At 65.8% G+C, this 17,696-nt stretch carries 14 protein-coding genes and 1 tRNA gene; 6 read left to right on the plus strand and 9 right to left on the minus strand.

Features of this window, described 5'->3' with window-relative positions; translation table 11 throughout:
- Nucleotides 1-9 precede the first annotated feature (9 nt).
- Together KYT88_RS10175 and betT are read right to left on the minus strand one after the other, a co-directional pair.
- Nucleotides 10-1,506, minus strand: coding sequence for an aldehyde dehydrogenase family protein (locus tag KYT88_RS10175; protein ID WP_043586333.1), 1,497 nt, complete (start codon nucleotides 1,504-1,506; stop codon nucleotides 10-12).
- The gene (gene betT / locus KYT88_RS10180; RefSeq protein WP_237583633.1) at nucleotides 1,503-3,611 is read right to left on the minus strand and encodes a choline BCCT transporter BetT; all 2,109 of its coding nucleotides are present in this window, start codon (nucleotides 3,609-3,611) and stop codon (nucleotides 1,503-1,505) included. Before betT ends, KYT88_RS10175 begins: the two co-directional genes overlap by 4 nt.
- A 210-nt stretch (nucleotides 3,612-3,821) precedes the next feature.
- Here betT and KYT88_RS10185 point away from each other — a divergent pair, with 210 nt between their 5' ends.
- Nucleotides 3,822-4,313: a GNAT family N-acetyltransferase gene (locus tag KYT88_RS10185; protein WP_043586329.1), complete on the plus strand. Its 492-nt coding sequence runs from the start codon at nucleotides 3,822-3,824 to the stop codon at nucleotides 4,311-4,313.
- A 2-nt stretch (nucleotides 4,314-4,315) separates the two neighbouring features.
- On the opposite strand, the gene KYT88_RS10190 is transcribed toward KYT88_RS10185, so the two are convergent.
- Both KYT88_RS10190 and KYT88_RS10195 read right to left on the minus strand, forming a co-directional pair.
- Nucleotides 4,316-4,804 (minus strand): DUF6650 family protein, encoded by a 489-nt coding sequence (locus tag KYT88_RS10190; protein ID WP_043586327.1) that lies wholly within the window; start codon nucleotides 4,802-4,804, stop codon nucleotides 4,316-4,318.
- 19 nt (nucleotides 4,805-4,823) lie between these two features.
- Nucleotides 4,824-6,131, minus strand: a complete 1,308-nt coding sequence (locus tag KYT88_RS10195) for a DUF2510 domain-containing protein (RefSeq protein ID WP_043586325.1) — start codon at nucleotides 6,129-6,131, stop codon at nucleotides 4,824-4,826.
- A 1,224-nt stretch (nucleotides 6,132-7,355) separates the two neighbouring features.
- Here KYT88_RS10195 and KYT88_RS10200 point away from each other — a divergent pair.
- From KYT88_RS10200 to KYT88_RS10215, 4 genes are read left to right on the plus strand one after another with little or no spacing between them, the layout of a single operon-like run.
- On the plus strand, nucleotides 7,356-8,171 hold the full coding sequence (locus KYT88_RS10200; RefSeq protein ID WP_162178077.1) for a DNA adenine methylase: 816 nt from the start codon (nucleotides 7,356-7,358) through the stop codon (nucleotides 8,169-8,171).
- Complete coding sequence (locus KYT88_RS10205) at nucleotides 8,164-9,339, plus strand: metallophosphoesterase family protein (protein ID WP_081840955.1); 1,176 nt, start codon at nucleotides 8,164-8,166, stop codon at nucleotides 9,337-9,339. The genes KYT88_RS10200 and KYT88_RS10205 overlap by 8 nt, the downstream gene beginning before the upstream one ends.
- Nucleotide 9,340: 1 nt before the next feature.
- Complete coding sequence (locus KYT88_RS10210; RefSeq protein WP_444505535.1) at nucleotides 9,341-11,173, plus strand: ORC-CDC6 family AAA ATPase; 1,833 nt, start codon at nucleotides 9,341-9,343, stop codon at nucleotides 11,171-11,173.
- Nucleotides 11,163-12,095 (plus strand): hypothetical protein, encoded by a 933-nt coding sequence (locus KYT88_RS10215; protein WP_156032216.1) that lies wholly within the window; start codon nucleotides 11,163-11,165, stop codon nucleotides 12,093-12,095. The genes KYT88_RS10210 and KYT88_RS10215 overlap by 11 nt, the downstream gene beginning before the upstream one ends.
- Before the next feature lie 157 nt (nucleotides 12,096-12,252).
- Here the strand turns inward: KYT88_RS10215 and KYT88_RS10220 are convergent.
- The 4 genes from KYT88_RS10220 to KYT88_RS10235 all read right to left on the minus strand — a co-directional run bounded on the left by KYT88_RS10220 (nucleotide 12,253) and on the right by KYT88_RS10235 (nucleotide 14,522).
- A tRNA-Pro gene (locus KYT88_RS10220) sits at nucleotides 12,253-12,326 on the minus strand.
- A 72-nt stretch (nucleotides 12,327-12,398) separates the two neighbouring features.
- Complete coding sequence (locus KYT88_RS10225) at nucleotides 12,399-12,938, minus strand: hypothetical protein (protein WP_043586323.1); 540 nt, start codon at nucleotides 12,936-12,938, stop codon at nucleotides 12,399-12,401.
- 100 nt (nucleotides 12,939-13,038) lie between these two features.
- Nucleotides 13,039-13,383 (minus strand): hypothetical protein, encoded by a 345-nt coding sequence (locus KYT88_RS10230; RefSeq protein ID WP_043586321.1) that lies wholly within the window; start codon nucleotides 13,381-13,383, stop codon nucleotides 13,039-13,041.
- On the minus strand, nucleotides 13,380-14,522 hold the full coding sequence (locus tag KYT88_RS10235; RefSeq protein ID WP_043586318.1) for a TRAFAC clade GTPase domain-containing protein: 1,143 nt from the start codon (nucleotides 14,520-14,522) through the stop codon (nucleotides 13,380-13,382). The genes KYT88_RS10230 and KYT88_RS10235 overlap by 4 nt, the downstream gene beginning before the upstream one ends.
- Nucleotides 14,523-14,735: 213 nt before the next feature.
- Between KYT88_RS10235 and KYT88_RS10240 the strand changes: the two genes are divergently transcribed.
- A complete protein-coding gene (locus KYT88_RS10240; protein ID WP_200871154.1) occupies nucleotides 14,736-16,067 on the plus strand; it encodes an acyl-CoA dehydrogenase family protein in 1,332 nt (443 codons plus the stop codon).
- A gap of 91 nt (nucleotides 16,068-16,158) precedes the next feature.
- Here the strand turns inward: KYT88_RS10240 and der are convergent, their stop codons facing one another.
- The gene (gene der / locus KYT88_RS10245; RefSeq protein ID WP_043586316.1) at nucleotides 16,159-17,667 is read right to left on the minus strand and encodes a ribosome biogenesis GTPase Der; all 1,509 of its coding nucleotides are present in this window, start codon (nucleotides 17,665-17,667) and stop codon (nucleotides 16,159-16,161) included.
- Between the last annotated feature and the right edge of the window lie 29 nt (nucleotides 17,668-17,696).

Genomic DNA, 17,696 nt, shown 5'->3' on the forward strand with positions numbered 1-17,696 from the left:
TGCTGTCGCTCATCGCGCCGGGAACCATCCGGTCACCTGCGGGCGCGTGTTCTGGTAGATGTGCTTGGCCTCCTGGTACTCGGCGAGGCCGGTCGGGCCGAGCTCGCGGCCGACGCCGGACTGCCCGAAGCCGCCCCACTCCGCCTGCGGCAGGTAGGGGTGGAAGTCGTTGATCCAGATGGTGCCGTGGCGGAGCGCCTGCGCGACCCGCTGCGCCCGGCCGGCGTCCTGGGACCAGACGGCGCCCGCGAGCCCGTAGTCGGTGTCGTTCGCGATGGCGACCGCCTCCTCCTCCGTGCGGAACGTCTCGACCGTGACGACGGGTCCGAAGGCCTCGTCGACCACCACGGACATGCCCCGCTGCACGCGGTCGAGCACGGTCGGCAGGTAGTAGAACCCGGCCTCGAGGTCGCCCGTGCCGAACGCGCCGCCGGTGCGGAGGCGCGCGCCCTCGGCGATGCCCTTCTCGACGTACGCGTGCACCTTGTCGCGGTGCGCGGCCGAGATGAGCGGGCCGGTCTCGGCGTCGGGGTCGAACGGCCCGCCCAGGCGGATCCCCTCGGCCCGGCGCACGAGCTCGTCGACGAAGCGCTCGGCGACGGACTCCTCCACCACGAGCCGCGCGCCCGCCGAGCACACCTGGCCGGAGTGCACGAAGGCCGCGTTGAGGGCGTTGTCGACGGCCGCGTCGAAGTCGGCGTCGGCGAACACCACGTTGGGGTTCTTGCCGCCGAGCTCGAGCGCGACCTTCTTCACGGTCGCCGCGGCGGCCGCCGCGATGGTGCGTCCCGTGGCGAGGCCGCCCGTGAACGAGACCATGTCGACGTCGGGGTGGCTCGAGAGGGGCGCGCCCGCGACGGCGCCCGCGCCGAGCACCAGGTTGGCGACGCCCGCGGGGAGGCCGACGTCGGCGAGCAGCTGCATCATGAGGATCGAGGTGTGCGGCGTCAGCTCGCTGGGCTTCAGGACGAACGCGTTCCCCGCGGCGAGCGCCGGCGCGATCTTCCACGCGGCCTGCAGCAGCGGGTAGTTCCACGGCGCGATGAGGCCGCACACGCCGACGGGCTCGTGGACGATGCGGCTCACCACGTCCGGGTCGCCGGCGTCGACGACGCGGCCGGCGTCCTGGCCGGCGAGCTTGCCGAAGTACCGGAAGCAGGCGGCGATGTCGTCCATGTCGATCTCGCTCTCCACCAGGCGCTTGCCGGTGTCGAGCGTCTCGGCGCGGGCGAACTCGGCCTTCCGCTCCACGAGGCCGTCGGCCACGCGGAGGAGGAGGTCGCCGCGCTCGGGTGCGGGCGTGCGCGACCAGGCGCCGCCGTCGAACGCGGCGCGGGCGCTCGCGATGGCGCGCTCGACGTCGGCGGTGCCTGCTTCGGAGACGTGCCCGACGAGGGATCCGTCGGCCGGGCAGCGGATCTCGCGGGTCGCGCCGTCGGCGGCGGGCTGCCAGCTGCCGTCGATGAAGAGGGAGGCGGGCGCCTCGGTCGTGTGCTGCGTGGTCATGCGGTCCTCTCGGGCTGGTCGGTGACGACGACGACGGTGTTGCCCGGCTCGTCGCGGTTGAGGTGGAGGAACTCGAGGTGGGTCTCGTAGTGGTCGAGGACGTCGGCGATCACCTGCTCGGGCGTGTAGTCGAGGACGTCGTAGCCGCGGCTGCCCTCCAGGGAGAAGACCTCGAGGCGGTAGTAGTGCTCCTCGGATCCGGCGGCCGCGTGCGGCGCGTAGGTCGGGGTGTCGTACCGCACCGGGCGGATCGCGTACCGGAAGTCGCGCTCCTCGCCCATCGAGACCTCGAGGTCGAGCTCGCGGATCCCGTGCTCGGAGTGCTCGCCCTCGACGAGGCGCACGGTCGCGCCCTGCACGATGAGCTCGTCGTGCACCTCGGTGAGCGCGGGCAGCGCCACCTCCTCGGTGAAGCGCTGGGCGCGCTCGCGGTCGGGGTACGTCATCGACCGGGCGAGCCGCTGGCGCCAGCTGCGTCCGTGTCCGGTGTCGCCGGAGCGCCCGGAGAGGAGGCCCGGCAGGCTCGACCGGTAGCTGGCGGCGAGGGAGTTCTCCACCTTCAGGGCCTTGTACAGCCCCAGCATGATGAGCAGCAGCACCACCGAGAACGGCAGGCCCATCACCACGGTCGCGCTCTGCAGGGTCGGCACGCCGCCGACCGCGAGCATCACGAGCGTGAGCGCGCCGGTGGCGACGGCCCAGAACAGGCGCAGCCACTTGGGTCCGTCGGTGTCGGCGTCGGGCAGGTGGGAGGTGAGGTTCGCCATGACGAGCGCGCCGGAGTCGGCGGAGGTCACGTAGAAGAGGAGCCCCGTGAAGGTCGCGACGGCGGCCGTGAGCGGAACACCCGGGTACTCGGCGAGCAGCGAGTAGAACGCGCGCTCCGGCGTGTTCATCGCGACGTCGCCGAAGCCGCTGTCGCCGCCCATGACGATGTCGAGGGCGCTGTTCCCGAAGATCGAGATCCACAGCAGGATGAACGCGAACGGCACCACCATCGTGCCGATGACGAACTCGCGGATGGTGCGGCCGCGGGAGATGCGGGCGAGGAACAGCCCCACGAAGGGCGCCCACGCGATCCACCAGGCCCAGAAGAAGAGGGTCCAGCTGCTGAGCCACGCGTCGGGGCGGTCGTAGGCGAAGGTCTCGAGCGTCATGGCGGGGAAGCGGCTGATGACGTCGCCGACGTTCTGCACGATGGCGTCCATCAGGAAGCTCGTGCGACCCGCGAAGAGCACGAAGAGCATGAGCGCGATGGAGCAGAGCACGTTGAGCTCGGACAGGCGCCGGATGCCCTTCTCCACCCCGGTGAGCACCGAGACCGCCGCCATGATCACCGACAGCGCGATGAGGCCGGCCTGCACGGTGAGGCTCTCCGGGATCCCGAACATGAAGTCGATGCCGTAGTTCAGCTGGGCGACGCCGATGCCGAGCGTGGTCGCGATGCCGAAGATCGTGCCGAGCACCGCGGCGATGTCGACCGCGTGGCCGATGGGGCCGTGGATGCGCTTCCCGAAGATCGGGTGCAGCGCCGAGCGGATGCTGAGCGGCAGGTTGTGGCGGTAGGCGAAGTAGCCGAACGCCATGCCCATGAGCGCGTAGAGCGCCCAGCCGGTGAGGCCGTAGTGGAAGAGCGTGTAGACCATGGCCTGCCGCGCGGCCTCGACGGTGGACCCGTCGCCGGTCGGCGGGGCGAGGTACTGGGTGATGGGCTCCGAGACGGAGAAGAACATCAGGTCGATGCCGATGCCGGCCGCGAACAGCATGGCCGACCAGGTGAAGTAGTTGAAGGCGGGGCGGGAGTCGTCGGGCCCGAGGCGGGTGCGGCCGGCGCGGGAGGCCGCGACGACGACCACGAAGCCGACCACGAGCGTGACGACGGCGATGTAGTACCAGCCGAAGCTCTCGGAGACCCACGCGACGGCGGTGCCGATCGCGTCGGCGGCGGCGGTCGGGGCGAGGGAGGCCCAGGCGACGATGGCGATGATGCCGATCGAGGAGCCGAGGAAGACGGGCTTGTTGAGCCGGGGGCGGCCGGGCGGCGCGCCGTCGACGACGGGGGCCGAGTCGACGGCTGCCGAGCTGTCGGGGGCGGAAGCGGGCATGGGTGTGCGAGTACTCATCGCGTCCTTCGCTGGGAGGGGAATGAGGCTTCGGTCGACACCCGGGGTCTCACGGACCACACCGGGTTGCGCGACCACCCTAGCGAGGAGCCCTCCCCCGGCCGCAAGGCGGTTCGGGCCTGCGGTAGGGTCCGCGCGCGCGGGCGCGTGGCACGGGATCGGGCCGCTCCGACCGCCCCGTATCGTGGCCGCATGACCGCGCCCGTGACCGTCCGCCCCGCCGTGCCCGACGACGCCGACGGGATCGCGGAGGTCCACATCCGCACCTGGCAGGAGACGTACGCGCACCTGCTGCCAGCCGCGTACCTCGAGGGGCTCGACGTCACGGCGCGGGCCGAGCAGTGGCGCGGCTCGCTCAGCGACTCCGCCGGGGCTCCGGTCTTCGTCGCCCTCGACGGCGACCGGATCGTCGGCTTCGCCCTCGCGGGACCGGCGCGCGACGAGGATCCGCCGCGCGACTTCCAGCTCTACGCGATCAACATGGTCGCCTCCGCCCACGGCTCGGGCGCCGGCCAGGCCCTGTTCGACGCGGCCGTCGGCGACTCCCCCGCCTACCTCTGGGCCGCCGACGACAACCCGCGCGCGGCGGCGTTCTACCGCCGGAACGGGTTCGCGCGCGACGGCGGCGTGGAGCGGCAGATGTACCAGGGGGCGGAGATGGTCACGGTGCGGATGGTGCGGTGACGCTAGGACGGCACGTGGGAGACCCGCAGGGAGCCGGGTTCCGGCAGCGATCCGTTTGAGAGCCCGGCCACCCGTTCGACCTCACGGAGACAGGCGACCAGCTCCCGTCGCAGGTTCATCAGGCCGAGCTGCCACTGCTCCGGCTCCTTCTCGACGAACTCCTTGTAGTCGACGCACCAGAAGACCATTGCCTGGAGCTTCGTCCGAAGCCGGTCGTTCGGTGCGATCTCATCGCGGATCACGCTGATTCGTTGCTGGGCCGAGTGCACGCTGCGGAAGCAGCGGTCGGCTTCGTCGCTCGCTCCACCGCCCACGCTCGGGACGATCAGCTCGAAGGCCCGCCGCGCCGCCAAGTCGTCCGCCAGGTTGCGGATGAGCTGTCGATTGCGTCGCCGGAGCTGCAAGAAATAGGTGCCTACGGCTATGCCTCCGGTCAAGACTGCGCCGACCAGGCCGACGATGAGATCCGGGACGAACGAGGACCAGTTCACGAGCGCATCACCGCTCGCATCACATCGTGTTCCAGTGGTACCGGCCGCTGGCGTCGGGGCCCTTGCCGCCGCACTTATAGCTGCGTCCGTTGTCCGCCTGCGCCACTGCGCCCACCGAAGAACAGAAGCCGCCGGGGTTGATGCCGCCGGTCTGCTGCGCGGGCGCGGGGGCCGGGGCGGCCGGAGCCGGGGCGGGTGCAGGCGCGATGGGCGCCGGAGCGGGAGCCGCCGGCTGCTGGACGGGCGCCGGAGCGACCGTCGGCGCGACTGTGGGCTCGGGCGTCGGAGTCGGCGCGGGCGCCAGCAGCACGAGCGTCACGGTGGATCCTGCGTCGACGCGCGATCCCGCGACCGGGCTCTGCGACTTCACAGTCATGCCGTCGGTGACGCTCGGGACCCCGCCCGACTCGAGCACGTACTGCACGACGTAACCGGCCTCGCGGAGGAGCGTGCGGGCGTCGGAGGCGCTCTTGGCGTTGACATCCTCGACGACGTGGACCACGGGGGTCGGCGTCGCGGTGGGCGTCGGGGTGGCCGTCGGCGTCGGGCTCGCGCTGGCGGAGATCGCCTCCGCCTGGCGCGGAGCGGGAGCGGACGCCGCGACCGGGACCGTCGCCCCGATGACGATGAGCACGGCCGCGCCCAGGGCGGCGACGCCATTGCGCGATCGGGTCGTCAGGATGGGGATCCAGCTGCGGCGGCCCGTGGCGTAGGGGTAGAGAGCCGTGGCGATCCCGACGAGGCCGAGTGAGACGAACATGCCGCCGAAGCCGCCGAGGGCGCTGATGATCAGCACCGCCAGCGCGACGACGGAGGTGATGACCCACGTGGTCGCCGGGTGGCGGCTGGGCCGGGTGTCGGTGATCACGGAGGCAGGAGCCGCAGGGGCGACCAGCCCCGCGATGGCCGCCTGTCGCGGCGGAACCTGTGTCGCGACGGTCGCCGCTGCCGCGCGGGCGCTCTGCTCCCGAGACGCCGCCTCGCGCTCCGTGGCCTTCGCCTGCATGGCCGCCTCGCGCTGCGCGAGCTTCGCGGCACGCTGCTGCTCGGCCTCCGCGGCGCGCACGGCCTTCACCTGCGCGGCCTCGGCGGCCCGCATCGCCTTGTCGTGCGCGGCCTCGGCGGCCTGCGCGTTCCGGACTGCGTCGGCCTGCTGCGAGGCCGCCACGGCCGCCGTCGCCGCTGCGCTCGGAGCGGGCGCCGGCGCTGCGGCGGGCTGGACCATCGGCGCGACGTGCTGCGTCCACGCGGATCCGTCCCAGTAGCGGAGCTGCCCGGATCCGTCGGGGAACCAGCCGGCAGGAGCGGCACAGGGGACGTCGGGCATGGTGCTCCTCGGGTGCATGCCGCGGCGAAGGGGTAGGCGGCAGGTGGCGCCGTCGAGTGACGACGCCTGAGGCTATGGGCGCGCTCCCCCGGGCGTAAGCCCTCGCATGGGGGTGGAAGGGGTGCGGGACTACTGGGATCCGCCAGCACCACCAGCGTCGTGTAGATCCTTCGTCCTCGGCGCCTGTGATCGCGCTCTCTGGACCGCAACGATGATCCGTTCCGCCGCCTCCCCCGCCGGCTCGTGCGCCCAGAACCGCAGCACGGTCCAACCGAGGTCTCGCAGGTTCGCTGTCACCTCGGCATCGAGCCCCCCCCACCCCCGCGCAAGCTTCGGGTCCAGTAGCCGGCGTTCGCCTTCGGCACACTGCAGTTGCTCCGGGTAGCCCTACCAGAAGCACGCATAGATTTAGACGGCGATGCGCTGGAAGGGGTGATTGCGACGTCCGCTCCACCGCCGGCATCGCACACTACGCAGTAGTCGACGCGGTCACGCAGGCCGTGCACGCCGCGCGCGCGGAGCTCGGGTCAGGTGTCGCCGTGCGTTGTGCTGCGGGTGGACTCGGCCGAGGCAACGGATGTGGGCCCGCTGAGGCTTGAACGGTGCACGTCGCTCCTTACCTTGACCGAATGGCACGGCCGCGATTTGCGAAGAAGCCCATCAAGAGCACGAACGGCCGTGCGCTCGAGACACCAGCACGACCCGAGGCTGGCACTGCGACCCCCTCGACTGCCGTCAACTCCTCCGACGCGACACCATCCCTTGAGCCCCCCCCCCCCCCGGATGGGGGCTCTAGACCACTCAACATCGGCCCCTGTTCGAAGTCGCTGCCGCTAAAACCAGCGGCTACCAGCACCGTAACCATTCCCGCTGACCGCTCAGATGACGCGGGCTTGCCACAAAGCACCGCGGCCTCTGCATCGGGCTTGAAGCGGTCAGCGACCGACGCGCCCCTGTACGGTGTCAGTGAACCTTGAGATTTTAGGATCGCACTCCCGGGCTCGGATCCAGCAGGGACAGCAGACTCTACGGCGGTCGAATGCAACTATAAGGACTAGTCAAGCCGAGACACGCGCCGTTTGAGCATGCCACCTACTCCTCGCCGCGGGTCGGTTCGTGTATCTTGAACATCACGGTATCTGGTTCGCCGCGGCCACGCCCTGCATTGCGTCGCAACACAGCACCGCTCTCACGATGAAGTGTGGCCACAAATTAAGGAAACTAGTGACACGATCACCCCTAAGGTGGGCCGGTAGCAAGAGAAGCCTACTCCCACTGATAAGCGGCCTCACTCCAGATTTTAATGGGCAATACGTCGAACCATTTATGGGTTCCGCATGCGTTTTCTTTAACATGAAGCCGAAAAAGGCAACTCTCTCAGATTTCAACGGCGACCTCGTTATCTTCTTTACTCAGCTGAGGGATAATGTTGACGAACTTGCTAGCCGGTTTCAGAATTTGGACGAGACTGGTCTCGACTACTACTCCCAGCGGGCGATGCGCATCTCGGAGCTCACACCGCCGGACCGGGCTGCGAGGTTTTTATATCTTAATCGGCACTCATTTAACGCGGTCTATCGAACAAATCGACAAGGGCAATTTAACGTGCCAAAAGGGACTCGAACCGGTGCCGCCCCTACCCGCGACGAACTAATTAGCGCCTCTCGATCATTAACAAATACAGTCATTAGGCATTGCGACTATCTCCAATCTACGGCGCAGGCAACGGTAGAAGACTTTGTCTACCTAGACCCGCCCTACCGTAACGCCGACCGAAAGACGTACGGAGAATATGGGTATAACGCATTCGGTACCGATGAAGACGTTAGCATGCTTGCCGTCGAACTCGACAGACTTAATGAAATCGGGGCCAAGGTACTTCTTTCATTCAATATGGATGACCATCTCATGAGTGCCCTTGACGGCTGGACGATCGTCCACGTTCAAAGACGCAGATCGGTGGCTGCGAACGCCTCGTCCAGAACAGCGCTTCAGGGCGAGATACTCGCGTACAATTACGAGGTCTCCGTCAATGCTTAAAATTGCAGTCCTGAGCGACATACATGCCCACTCTAAGACTCAGTTGAAAGACGGGGAAGACGCGCCTTCTTATGCAGAGGTCACGTTGCCCGACGATCCGCAGTTGAATCCCTTCAGTGGTGTCCGCGACCTAATCCTAAGGGAGGGCATTACAACTGATGTAATCGTTTGTGCAGGCGACATGGGCGATAAGGCCAATCCTGAAGCTGTCCGCTACTCCTGGAACCAAATACAGGCCCTCCAGGCTACACTGTCTGCACCTCTGATACTCGCTGCTACCGGCAACCATGACATGGATTCACGTAGTATAAATGGATATGACGCGAAGGCTACTCTTCAAGAGCTAACTAATTATCCATTTTCTTCCGAAGCGCTAAACAACGAGTACTGGGCCAATAACGCGGTAGTTCAAGCACATGGCAGTTTTCGTTCCGTGCTTCTAAACAGCAGCGCCTATCACGGCTACTCCAATGAACATACTCACGGACGAATTTCGAGTCGGACGCGTAGTTACATCAAACGCAAACTCACGGACCTTCCCGATCCAGGCATAAACATACTTGTCACTCATCATCAGGTGTACAAATACGGCGCGGTGGACCTTACAGACCTCAGCGAGATGCACGATGCCTCCGCGCTGCTAGAAGACTTAAATTCTGGCGAACACGGCTCATGGCTACTCATCCATGGGCATCGTCACTGGCCCGCAGTCACAAATGCCGGCGGCGGTCGAGGGGCACCCATAGTTTTTTCGGCCGGAAGCTTCTCTGCGGTGCTGTACGCAGAAATCCAGAGCCGCGCGCGAAACCAGTTTTACATACTAGAACTTGAAGACACGCAACCAGGCTTTCCTATTCGAGGCACATATAAGGCCTGGGACTGGATTGTAGATCGCGGTTTTCTGCCCGCGCAAGAGAGATCCGGGTTGACACACGTCGGAGGTTTCGGTGGAGCCATGAACGGAGCCGAGCTAGCTGCGGCCGTCAAAGACTTCTACGAAGTTGCGGGGAGCGGATACCAAACGTGGGAAGACGTCACTGCCGCCGTCCCGGATGCACGTTTTACGATGCCATCAGACTTCGAACAGTTCAAACGAGTGCTCAAGAATCAATATGGGCTGACTGTTCTGCAAGACGGCGCAGTGCCGCTTCAAGTCGGGAGGGCTTAAATTGAAAACAGTACAGTCAGACGTCTTCGCAGCCGCTAACGCTCGTTTTCGATCTGCCAGCATGGTTGCTGAGACATTCGTTCCGCCTGAACAATTTAAAACGCTAACCCGCCCTTCACATACTATTATGGTCGGGCCCCGAGGCAGCGGCAAGACAACACTTCTAAAGATGCTTACGCCCGAGGCTCTCGAGGCTGCCTCGAAGGCGAAGAGATTCAAATTATCTCGGGGCATAACCTTCACGGGCATCTTTATTCCATCGGATATCGCATGGAACCGACAGGTTGCGGTCCTCGAAGAATCCGACATACCAACCGAGGTAGCGGAGGGTCTTTTTGAGGCATCTTTCACAGCGTCCGTGCTGCGTAGTTTCGCTACATCATTGCATGAGCGCTTTACTCGATCTGTACCACAGGTCTGGTTAAATCTCCCCACATTAACTATGTCACAGGACGTTGAGGAGTCGCTCGTGCGTGATTTGGCGCGCGTCTGGCATCTCGAACTACACGTTCCAAGCTTTCTCGGCTTACGAGCAGCCGCGTCTGAGCGAATAGTAGCCGTGGGTGCGCTTGCGGCGACAATGCACCGCTCGCACGACTTTACCGGACTTGACTCGCTGTCAACAGGAAGCGGCCTTATTCCCGCAATTACTACAGCTTTGGACACTCTTGAAGCGCATGTCCCAGCACTCGTGGGCGAGAAGTGGTGCATGCTATTTGACGAGCTTGAACTTGCCCCTCTTGAGGTGCGGCGATCACTAATCGCGTCAATGCGGTCAGTCGATGACCGACTCATTTTCAAGTTAGCCATCAGTCCCTATAGCGCCGATCTTAGTGACCTCGTGTCATCTCTTGGCGCCATGGCCGGGCACGATCACGAAGAAATATGGTTAAGTTACGGACATAAACAAGACGCCCTGCGATTCACCTTTGATCTAATGAGCGAGGTTATCCGGGAGCGTCTTGGCCAAAACGCAAGCGTCGAGTCCATGCTTGGCGAAGCAGTTTTTACGGCGGAACTAGAGAATGAAAATCTGGACGACGGAGCCTCACGTGCTTCAACCGATGAGTATGTGAGTGATCTATACGATAGCGACGCCAGTTTTCGTGATTATGTAAACGAAGCAGTGGGCGACCTGCCGAGTCTGCTGTCAAGCGAAGGCCAAAAGCGTGCTCAGCATTATCGAAAAGTCATGCCGCTAGTCATTACTCGCCTTGCTTTTCGTACTCCCGATGACTCTGAGTCATCAGGCACTCGTCGATATCGCTCCCGCAAAAATCCGGATATTTATGCCGGCGCCAACGCTCTCGCTGCCATTCTCGAGGGTAACCCGCGGTGGATCATTGGCGTCATGAACACTCTGTTGGACTCCGGTCCTGGCCGCATTGAGACTCACGTCCAGGCTGCGGAGGTCACTCGTACACGAAATCGCTTCCGCGCTCTACTGTCGACCATCCCAGTGCCCTTGGATTCGAAGGATACACGCAAAGGCCTACTATGGCTCATTGATCAGCTTGGTGCTGCTTTTCGTAAAAACGTAATCGCAGATGATTTCACACCAGATCCGGTCGGTACATTTATAGTCGACAGAGGTGCGTCCGACGCCCTCCTCGAGGCGCTCGGAAGTGCGGTCAATACTGGTGCCCTTGTTTACGTTCCAGACAGTGACAGCTCCGGACTTTTGACCTCTATGCGAGGCAAGCGGCTCCGCCTAAGTTACTTACTCGCGACTGGCTATCAACTACCTCTCGGCCTGCAGCGTGGCGCATCAATGCGCAGCGTATTGGGTCGCATTCAGACGCCGAATCAACTGGAGTTGTTTGATGACCTTTAATACGTCTTTCGTTGTCCGGCACGCAACTAGAGCTACGTCCTATGATTTACTTATTGTGGCGCTGGGATATGAAACCCGCTCGAGTTATATTGCGGCTGAGCTCCATGGGCACTCAATAGCAAAATTGGCTTTAGACCTGGATGGGGACCGCATTTTTGGCTACAGCACGAATCGTACTTTACTAACAGCATTTGGTTTCACCATAGAGGCTCCGTCAAGTGACTTAGCTAACGTGGTGACCTTATCTTTAAACAATTGCTCCACGACTAATGCTTGCATCGGCATTGATGTGTCTAGCTTCACCCGCCTGCAGCTCGCACAGATTATTGAGGGTGTTCTATCAGCTACACCCACCTCCCGCTTGCGGGTCGAGTTTTTATATGCTCCGGCCTCCAGCGCCGGATGGGAAGATCAGGAGGGACCGATCAAGGTAGCCCGCCCAGTGCATCCTGCATTCACATCATGGGCAGATGATCCATCGCTACCGCTCACGGCCGTTATTGGCGTCGGTGTGGAGACTAACTTTGCGCTAGGCGTTGCAGAGTTTCTTGATGCCTCGTCCGTGTTGGCGTTTGTTCCGTACGGCGGCGATGCAGAGTTCGATGTGATGAACGCTGCCGCGAATCATGAATTTTTTCTTGCAAACGACGTTGTGCGGCGCGCCGAGTACGACCTGCTAAAACCATATGACCTATATGTAAAACTTGAGTCGCTAATGTACAGCCTTGCTCAGGAGCAGCGGCTGGCGGTTGTCCCTCTTGGGCCAAAAATGTTTGCGCTTTGCGCATTGCTTGCGACAGCTTCTTTAGACGCTGCAGCTACTGTGTGGCGCTTTTCCCCTGCCGACGCTGGGGTCCCGGTCGATCGCGTTGCTTCGGGTGCCGTAGCTCATTTGACCATCGAAGTGCGAGTTTCTGCATAGGCAGGAACAGCCCGCTACACTTCTGCTACATCGCATCGTCATAGACATCGTAAGCCGACGCCGACGGGATCGTATTACCGTCTGTAACGTAATTCTGAAGACGCGGCAATTGCAAGATGCCTCGGTGTGACCTTTAAGTCACACCGAGGCATGTCCGTCGGGCTGACAGGATTTGAACCTGCGACCCCTTGACCCCCAGTCAAGTGCGCTACCAAGCTGCGCCACAGCCCGCTACCCATCGCTGGGCAACTCGTAGAGCCTACCGCATCGGCGGCACTGCTCCGGCACGCGCGGGGCCCCGGATCAGGCCGGCGCACCGCCCGGGCGACCCGGAGCTGAGGGGTCCGGCGCTCCGGCAGCAGCCACCCGCCCCGGCTTCGGGAACGCGTCCCGCATGTGGTCGCTCCGCAGGATGTCCGCCACCCCGATGAGCAGAAGCGAGAAGACGATCTGCTCGATGACCATCCAGAGCGGGTAGAGGCCCGGGATCGCGGCGACCACCAGGGTCACGATGGGGAAGATCTGGCTGAACAGGCGCAGGCGCGAGTACGCCCACCAGTAGCCGGCCGAGGCGCGCCAGGCGAAGTAGTAGAGCGTGAGGGTCATCGCGAGCACCACGAAGGAGCGGAACCAGACGGCGGGGGCGATCGCGATGCCGTCCTCGGCGAGGGTCAGGGCGATGGCCACGGCGGTCGCGCCCACGATGGTCTCAGCGATGAGGATCCACCGGATCCAGCGGAAGGCCCGCGCCGTCCACGGGTGGTCGCGCATGTCCTCGGCGATGACGTGGCCCGCCTGGCGCCCGGCGGCGATCCGATCGAGACGGCTGAGCAGCTGGTCCACCGGTGCGATCCTCCGTGTCTCGTGAGCGGGCGTCGGATGCGCCCGGAACACGGTACCTCGTGGGGCTGCGGACCGGCTCGCTGTGCTGGCAGTCGTTGGCTCAGGGAGCGGGCGCGGGTGCTTGAGGCGCGTCCCAGGCACCCCGGAAGACGGCCTCGACCTGTGGCCAGACGAGGTCCCGAGCTGCCTCGACGGAATCGATAGCGCCCTCGAGCGGCGGCAGCAGCACGAACTCATGCGAGATGACGCGACCCGCCCTGTCCCGGCGGCCCTCGGGATCAGGGAATCTGATGGCGAGGCGATCGCCGACTCGCGTAAACGCCTCCGGCCCCTCTGCCACACCCGCGAAGGCTGTCTCGTACGACTCGAAGGCGTCCGACAGCCTGGCCGTGCGCAGCACTCGGAACCCCCAGGTCCTGCCACGGGTGACCCAGATGAAGGTCACCGGTTGCTCCGGATGAGGACCTTCTTCTTCACGCCGCGGTCCAGGTCGAGCTGGAACTGAGTGAGGACAGTGGTCAGGAAGTCATGCTTGGCCACCGCCCGGTCGTGGAACGCCTGGAGCGGAGTGCCGGCCAGCTTGGCCAGCACCTCAACGGGCTTTGGGAGCACGAGCGCGGCAATGGCACCGATCGGGGCGGGGAGCTTGATCTTCTTGCCCAGCAGGATCAGCAACGGCCCCGCGCCGTCGAGCAGCTGTTTCGCCACCCGTCCACCTGCCTTCTGCCGCTGCGCCCAGACGACGAAGCGCGCGAAGGGCAGCATCGCTGCCATGGGAAGGATGAGATCGAGGCCGGTCCGCTTGCTCACCTCGATCTTCCCGGGCTCGAACTTCGCCGACGACAGCAGGACGAAGTCTTCTCCGACCGACAGCGCGTCCGATCCCTGGACGAAGGTGGCTATCTCCTTGCCGAGCGCGGTCATCTCCGCAGCGGCCTTCTCGGTCATCAGGTCGCGGAAGCCGTCGATGTCCATCGCGGGGAGGAGGTCGGACTTCGACAGCGCGATCAACCAGATCCGCGGGAACTGCACCAGCGGCTTCCCATCCGGCAGGAGCTCGTCACGGAGCCGGATCAGGTGCGTGCTGAAGCCGGAGAGCAAGGCCTTCAGGTAGCGCTCCTCCTCGCCCGCGTTGTCGATCAACCGCTGCGCATCGACCAGGACGAGAGCGACATCCGAGCCGAGCAGCGCTCGGAACGCCTCTAGTCGACGCTGACGCTCGGTCGCGCCCTGCGGCTCGGACTCGAACCACTCCCCCGGGTAGTCGTGCCACACCAGTCGCAGATCCTCCGCGGGCTTCTTGGCGGCGGCTTCCGCACCCGGCCGTCGCTTGACGGAGAACGCGTATGAGGTGGTCTGCCGCGTCGATTGGGGCAGGGTCGACGAGTTCTTCATCCCGAGGTAGTTCTGGTGCAGACGGCGCCCGTCCCCCACGTCGTCGGCAACGATGTTGAAGAGGCTCGAATCCGCGAAGGCCGGCTCGAGCGCTGAACCGTAGAACGAGGACACCAGCACCGTCTTACCGCTGCCCGATTCTCCGAATACCGCTATGTGTTGCTCGCGGGCGACCTTCTTGGTTTCCATGTCTCGAACCTACGCACAGTTCTCGATGACCGGCTCGGGCCGGGGCCTCGATGCTCGCCTCTTCAGGCTCACCGCATGACACCCCGTGACGCCCCGCGTCGTCACACCCCGCAACCCCGCGTCACACCCCTCGCGACCGCCGCGACCCGCCCCTACCGTGGCCCCACCGCGAGGCGCGGCACCGGTCGCGCCCCTTCACGAGAGGTACAGGACATGACCCTGATCGACCGCGAGCACCGACCCGCATCCGGCTCCCCCACGCCCGCCCCCGGTACCGCGAACGCGAACGCGCAGGCCGACCGCCCGCGCCCCGCCCCCCTCGGCGACGCGCCCGTGGACCGATGGAAGGGCGCGCCCCGCCCCACGACCCCGGCCGCGTGGATCGCCCGCGCCCGCGAGGTCGCCGACATCCTCGCCGTCGACCAGGTCGAGCGCGACCGCGCCGGCGCCAGCCCGCACCAGGAGGTCGCGCTGCTCAAGCACGCCGGCCTCGTCACGCTGCTCGGGCCCGCGGAGCACGGCGGCGGCGGGCAGACGTGGGAGACCGCGTACAAAGTGATCCGCGCGGTCGCCCGCGGCGACGGATCCATCGGCCAGCTCCTCGGCTACCACTACCTCTGGGCGTGGGCCGCGCGGCTCGTGGCGACCGACGCGCAGATCGAGGCGATCGAGGAGCTCGCGACCACCGGGAACCTCCTCTTCGGCGGCGCCGTGAACCCGCGCGACTCCGACCTCGTCATCCGCGAGGACGGCGACGACCTGATCTTCTCCGGCCGGAAGTCCTTCTCCACGGGCGGCGTCGTCTCCGACCTCACGGTGCTGGAGGGCGTGATCGAGGGCACCGAGACGCACGTGTTCGCGATCGTGCCGACGGACCAGCCGGGCATCGTCTTCGGCCACGACTGGGACAGCCTCGGGCAGCGGCTCACGGAGTCGGGCTCGGTCGAGATCCGCGACGTGCGGGTGCCGTGGACCGACGCCGCCGGCTTCGTCGACAAGGTCTTCCAGCCGCTCGTCTACGGCACGCTGAACGTGCCGGCGATCCAGCTGGTGTTCGCGAACTTCTACTTGGGGATAGCGGAGGGCGCGCTCGAGACGGCGGCCGCCTACACGCGCAGCACCACGCGGGCCTGGCCCTACGGCGGCGACGACAAGGAGCGCGCGACCGACGAGTGGTACGTGCTCGAGGGCTACGGGCAGCTGCAGTCGAAGGTGTGGGCGTCGGAGGCGCTGCTGGATCGGGTGGGCGCCGAGATCAGCGCCGTGCTGCACGCGCCGCGCGAGAGGCTGACCGAGCGGAAGCGGGGCGAGATCGCCGTGCGGGTCGCGGCGGCCAAGGCGCGCATCGCGGAGGACGGGCTGGAGGTCGGCACGCGGATCCTCGAGCTCACGGGCGCCCGCGCCTCCTCCTCGAAGGCCGGGCTCGACATCTTCTGGCGCAACCTGCGCACGCACACGCTGCACGACCCGATCCCCTACAAGCGCCGCGAGGTGGGCCGGCACGTGCTCCTCGGCGAGATCCCGGAGCCGACCTGGTACACGTGATCCCCGCCCCGACGACGGACGGCGCCGACCCCTGAGAGGGATCGACGCCGTCCGTCGTGCTGCGAGCCGGAGCCCGCGGAATGCGCGGGCGCTAGCGCTTCCGCTTCTCCCGCACGCGCATGTTGACGATGATCGGGCTGCCCTCGAAGCCGTAGATCTCGCGCAGGCGACGCTGGATGTAGCGGCGGTACTGCGGGTCGAGGTACCCGGTCGTGAAGAGCACGAATGTCGGCGGACGGCTCGAGGCCTGGGTGCCGAACAGGATGCGCGGCTGCTTGCCGCCGCGCACGGGGTGCGGGTGCGCCGCGGTGAGCTCGGCGAGGAACGCGTTGAACTTGCCCGTCGCGATGCGGGTGTCCCACGACTCCAGCGCCGTCTCGAGCGCCGGCACGAGCTTCTCCATGTGGCGGCCGGTGCGCGCCGAGATGTTGACGCGCGGCGCCCACGACACGTGCGCGAGGTCGGTCTCTATCTCGCGCTCGAGGTAGCGGCGGCGCTCGTCGTCGAGGAGGTCCCACTTGTTGAACGCCAGCACGAGCGCGCGGCCCGACTCGAGCACCAGCTCGATGATGCGGATGTCCTGCTCGCTGATGACCTCGGAGACGTCGATCATGACGACCGCGACCTCCGCCTTCTCCAGCGCCGCGCTCGTGCGGAGCGACGCGTAGAAGTCGGCGCCCTGGGCGAGGTGCATGCGGCGGCGGATGCCGGCGGTGTCGACGAAGCGCCACACCTTGCCGGCGATCTCGACCTGCTCGTCGACCGGGTCGCGCGTGGTGCCGGCGAGCTCGTTGACGACCACGCGCTCCTCGCCCGCTGCCTTGTTGAGCAGGCTGGACTTGCCGACGTTCGGGCGGCCGAGGATGGCGACGCGGCGGGGTCCGCCGACCTCCTCCTTGGCGACCTTGGAGACGAGCGGCAGGGTCTTCAGCACGAGGTCGAGCAGATCCGCGACGCCGCGGCCGTGCAGCGCGGAGACGGGGTGCGGCTCGCCGAGGCCGAGCGACCACAGCGAGGCGGCGTTCGGCTCCTGGCGCGCGTCGTCGACCTTGTTGGCCGCGAGGATCACCGTCTTCTTGGTCTTGCGGAGCAGGCGGACGACGTGCTCGTCCGTGCTCGTGGCGCCGACGTTCGCATCCACCACGAAGAGCACGGCGTCGGCGAGGTCCATCGCGATCTCGGCCTGCATGGCGACGGACGCGTTGATGCCCTTCGCGTCGGGCTCCCATCCGCCGGTGTCGACGAGCGTGAACCAGCGGCCCGCGTACTCGGCCTTGTAGGAGACGCGGTCGCGCGTGACGCCGGGGGTGTCCTCGACGACGGCCTCGCGGCGGCCGAGGATGCGGTTGATGAGCGCCGACTTGCCGACGTTCGGTCGGCCGACGACCGCGAGCACGGGCAGCGCCGGCAGGTACGTGACCTGGTCGGGGTCGTCCGTGGCGGATTCGAGGACCTCGAGGTCCTCGTCGTCCAGCTCGTAGTCCTCGAGCCCGGCGCGGAGCGTCTGCGCGCGCTGGGAAGCGAGCTCCTCGTCGATGCTCGACAGGCGCTCGTGGAGCCCGCTGTCGAGCTCGGGGAAGTCGTCGTCGTGATCAGCCATGTTGTCCTCTGGCGTGTCGGCCCGTCACC

The sequence above is a fragment of the Clavibacter sp. A6099 genome (genome assembly GCF_021919125.1).
In the GTDB taxonomy this organism is placed as follows: Bacteria; Actinomycetota; Actinomycetes; order Actinomycetales; family Microbacteriaceae; genus Clavibacter; species Clavibacter seminis.

What these genes read in the sequence shown, in the direction of transcription:
- KYT88_RS10185 (WP_043586329.1), top strand. Translation starts at nt 3,822, where the DNA reads ATGACCGCGCCCGTGACCGTCCGCCCCGCCGTGCCCGACGACGCCGAC.
- KYT88_RS10235 (WP_043586318.1), bottom strand. Translation starts at nt 14,522, where the DNA reads ATGGAAACCAAGAAGGTCGCCCGCGAGCAACACATAGCGGTATTCGGA.
- der (WP_043586316.1), bottom strand. Translation starts at nt 17,667, where the DNA reads ATGGCTGATCACGACGACGACTTCCCCGAGCTCGACAGCGGGCTCCAC.
- KYT88_RS10175 (WP_043586333.1), bottom strand. Translation starts at nt 1,506, where the DNA reads ATGACCACGCAGCACACGACCGAGGCGCCCGCCTCCCTCTTCATCGAC.
- KYT88_RS10240 (WP_200871154.1), top strand. Translation starts at nt 14,736, where the DNA reads ATGACCCTGATCGACCGCGAGCACCGACCCGCATCCGGCTCCCCCACG.
- KYT88_RS10215 (WP_156032216.1), top strand. Translation starts at nt 11,163, where the DNA reads ATGACCTTTAATACGTCTTTCGTTGTCCGGCACGCAACTAGAGCTACG.
- KYT88_RS10195 (WP_043586325.1), bottom strand. Translation starts at nt 6,131, where the DNA reads ATGCCCGACGTCCCCTGTGCCGCTCCTGCCGGCTGGTTCCCCGACGGA.
- KYT88_RS10205 (WP_081840955.1), top strand. Translation starts at nt 8,164, where the DNA reads ATGCTTAAAATTGCAGTCCTGAGCGACATACATGCCCACTCTAAGACT.
- betT (WP_237583633.1), bottom strand. Translation starts at nt 3,611, where the DNA reads ATGCCCGCTTCCGCCCCCGACAGCTCGGCAGCCGTCGACTCGGCCCCC.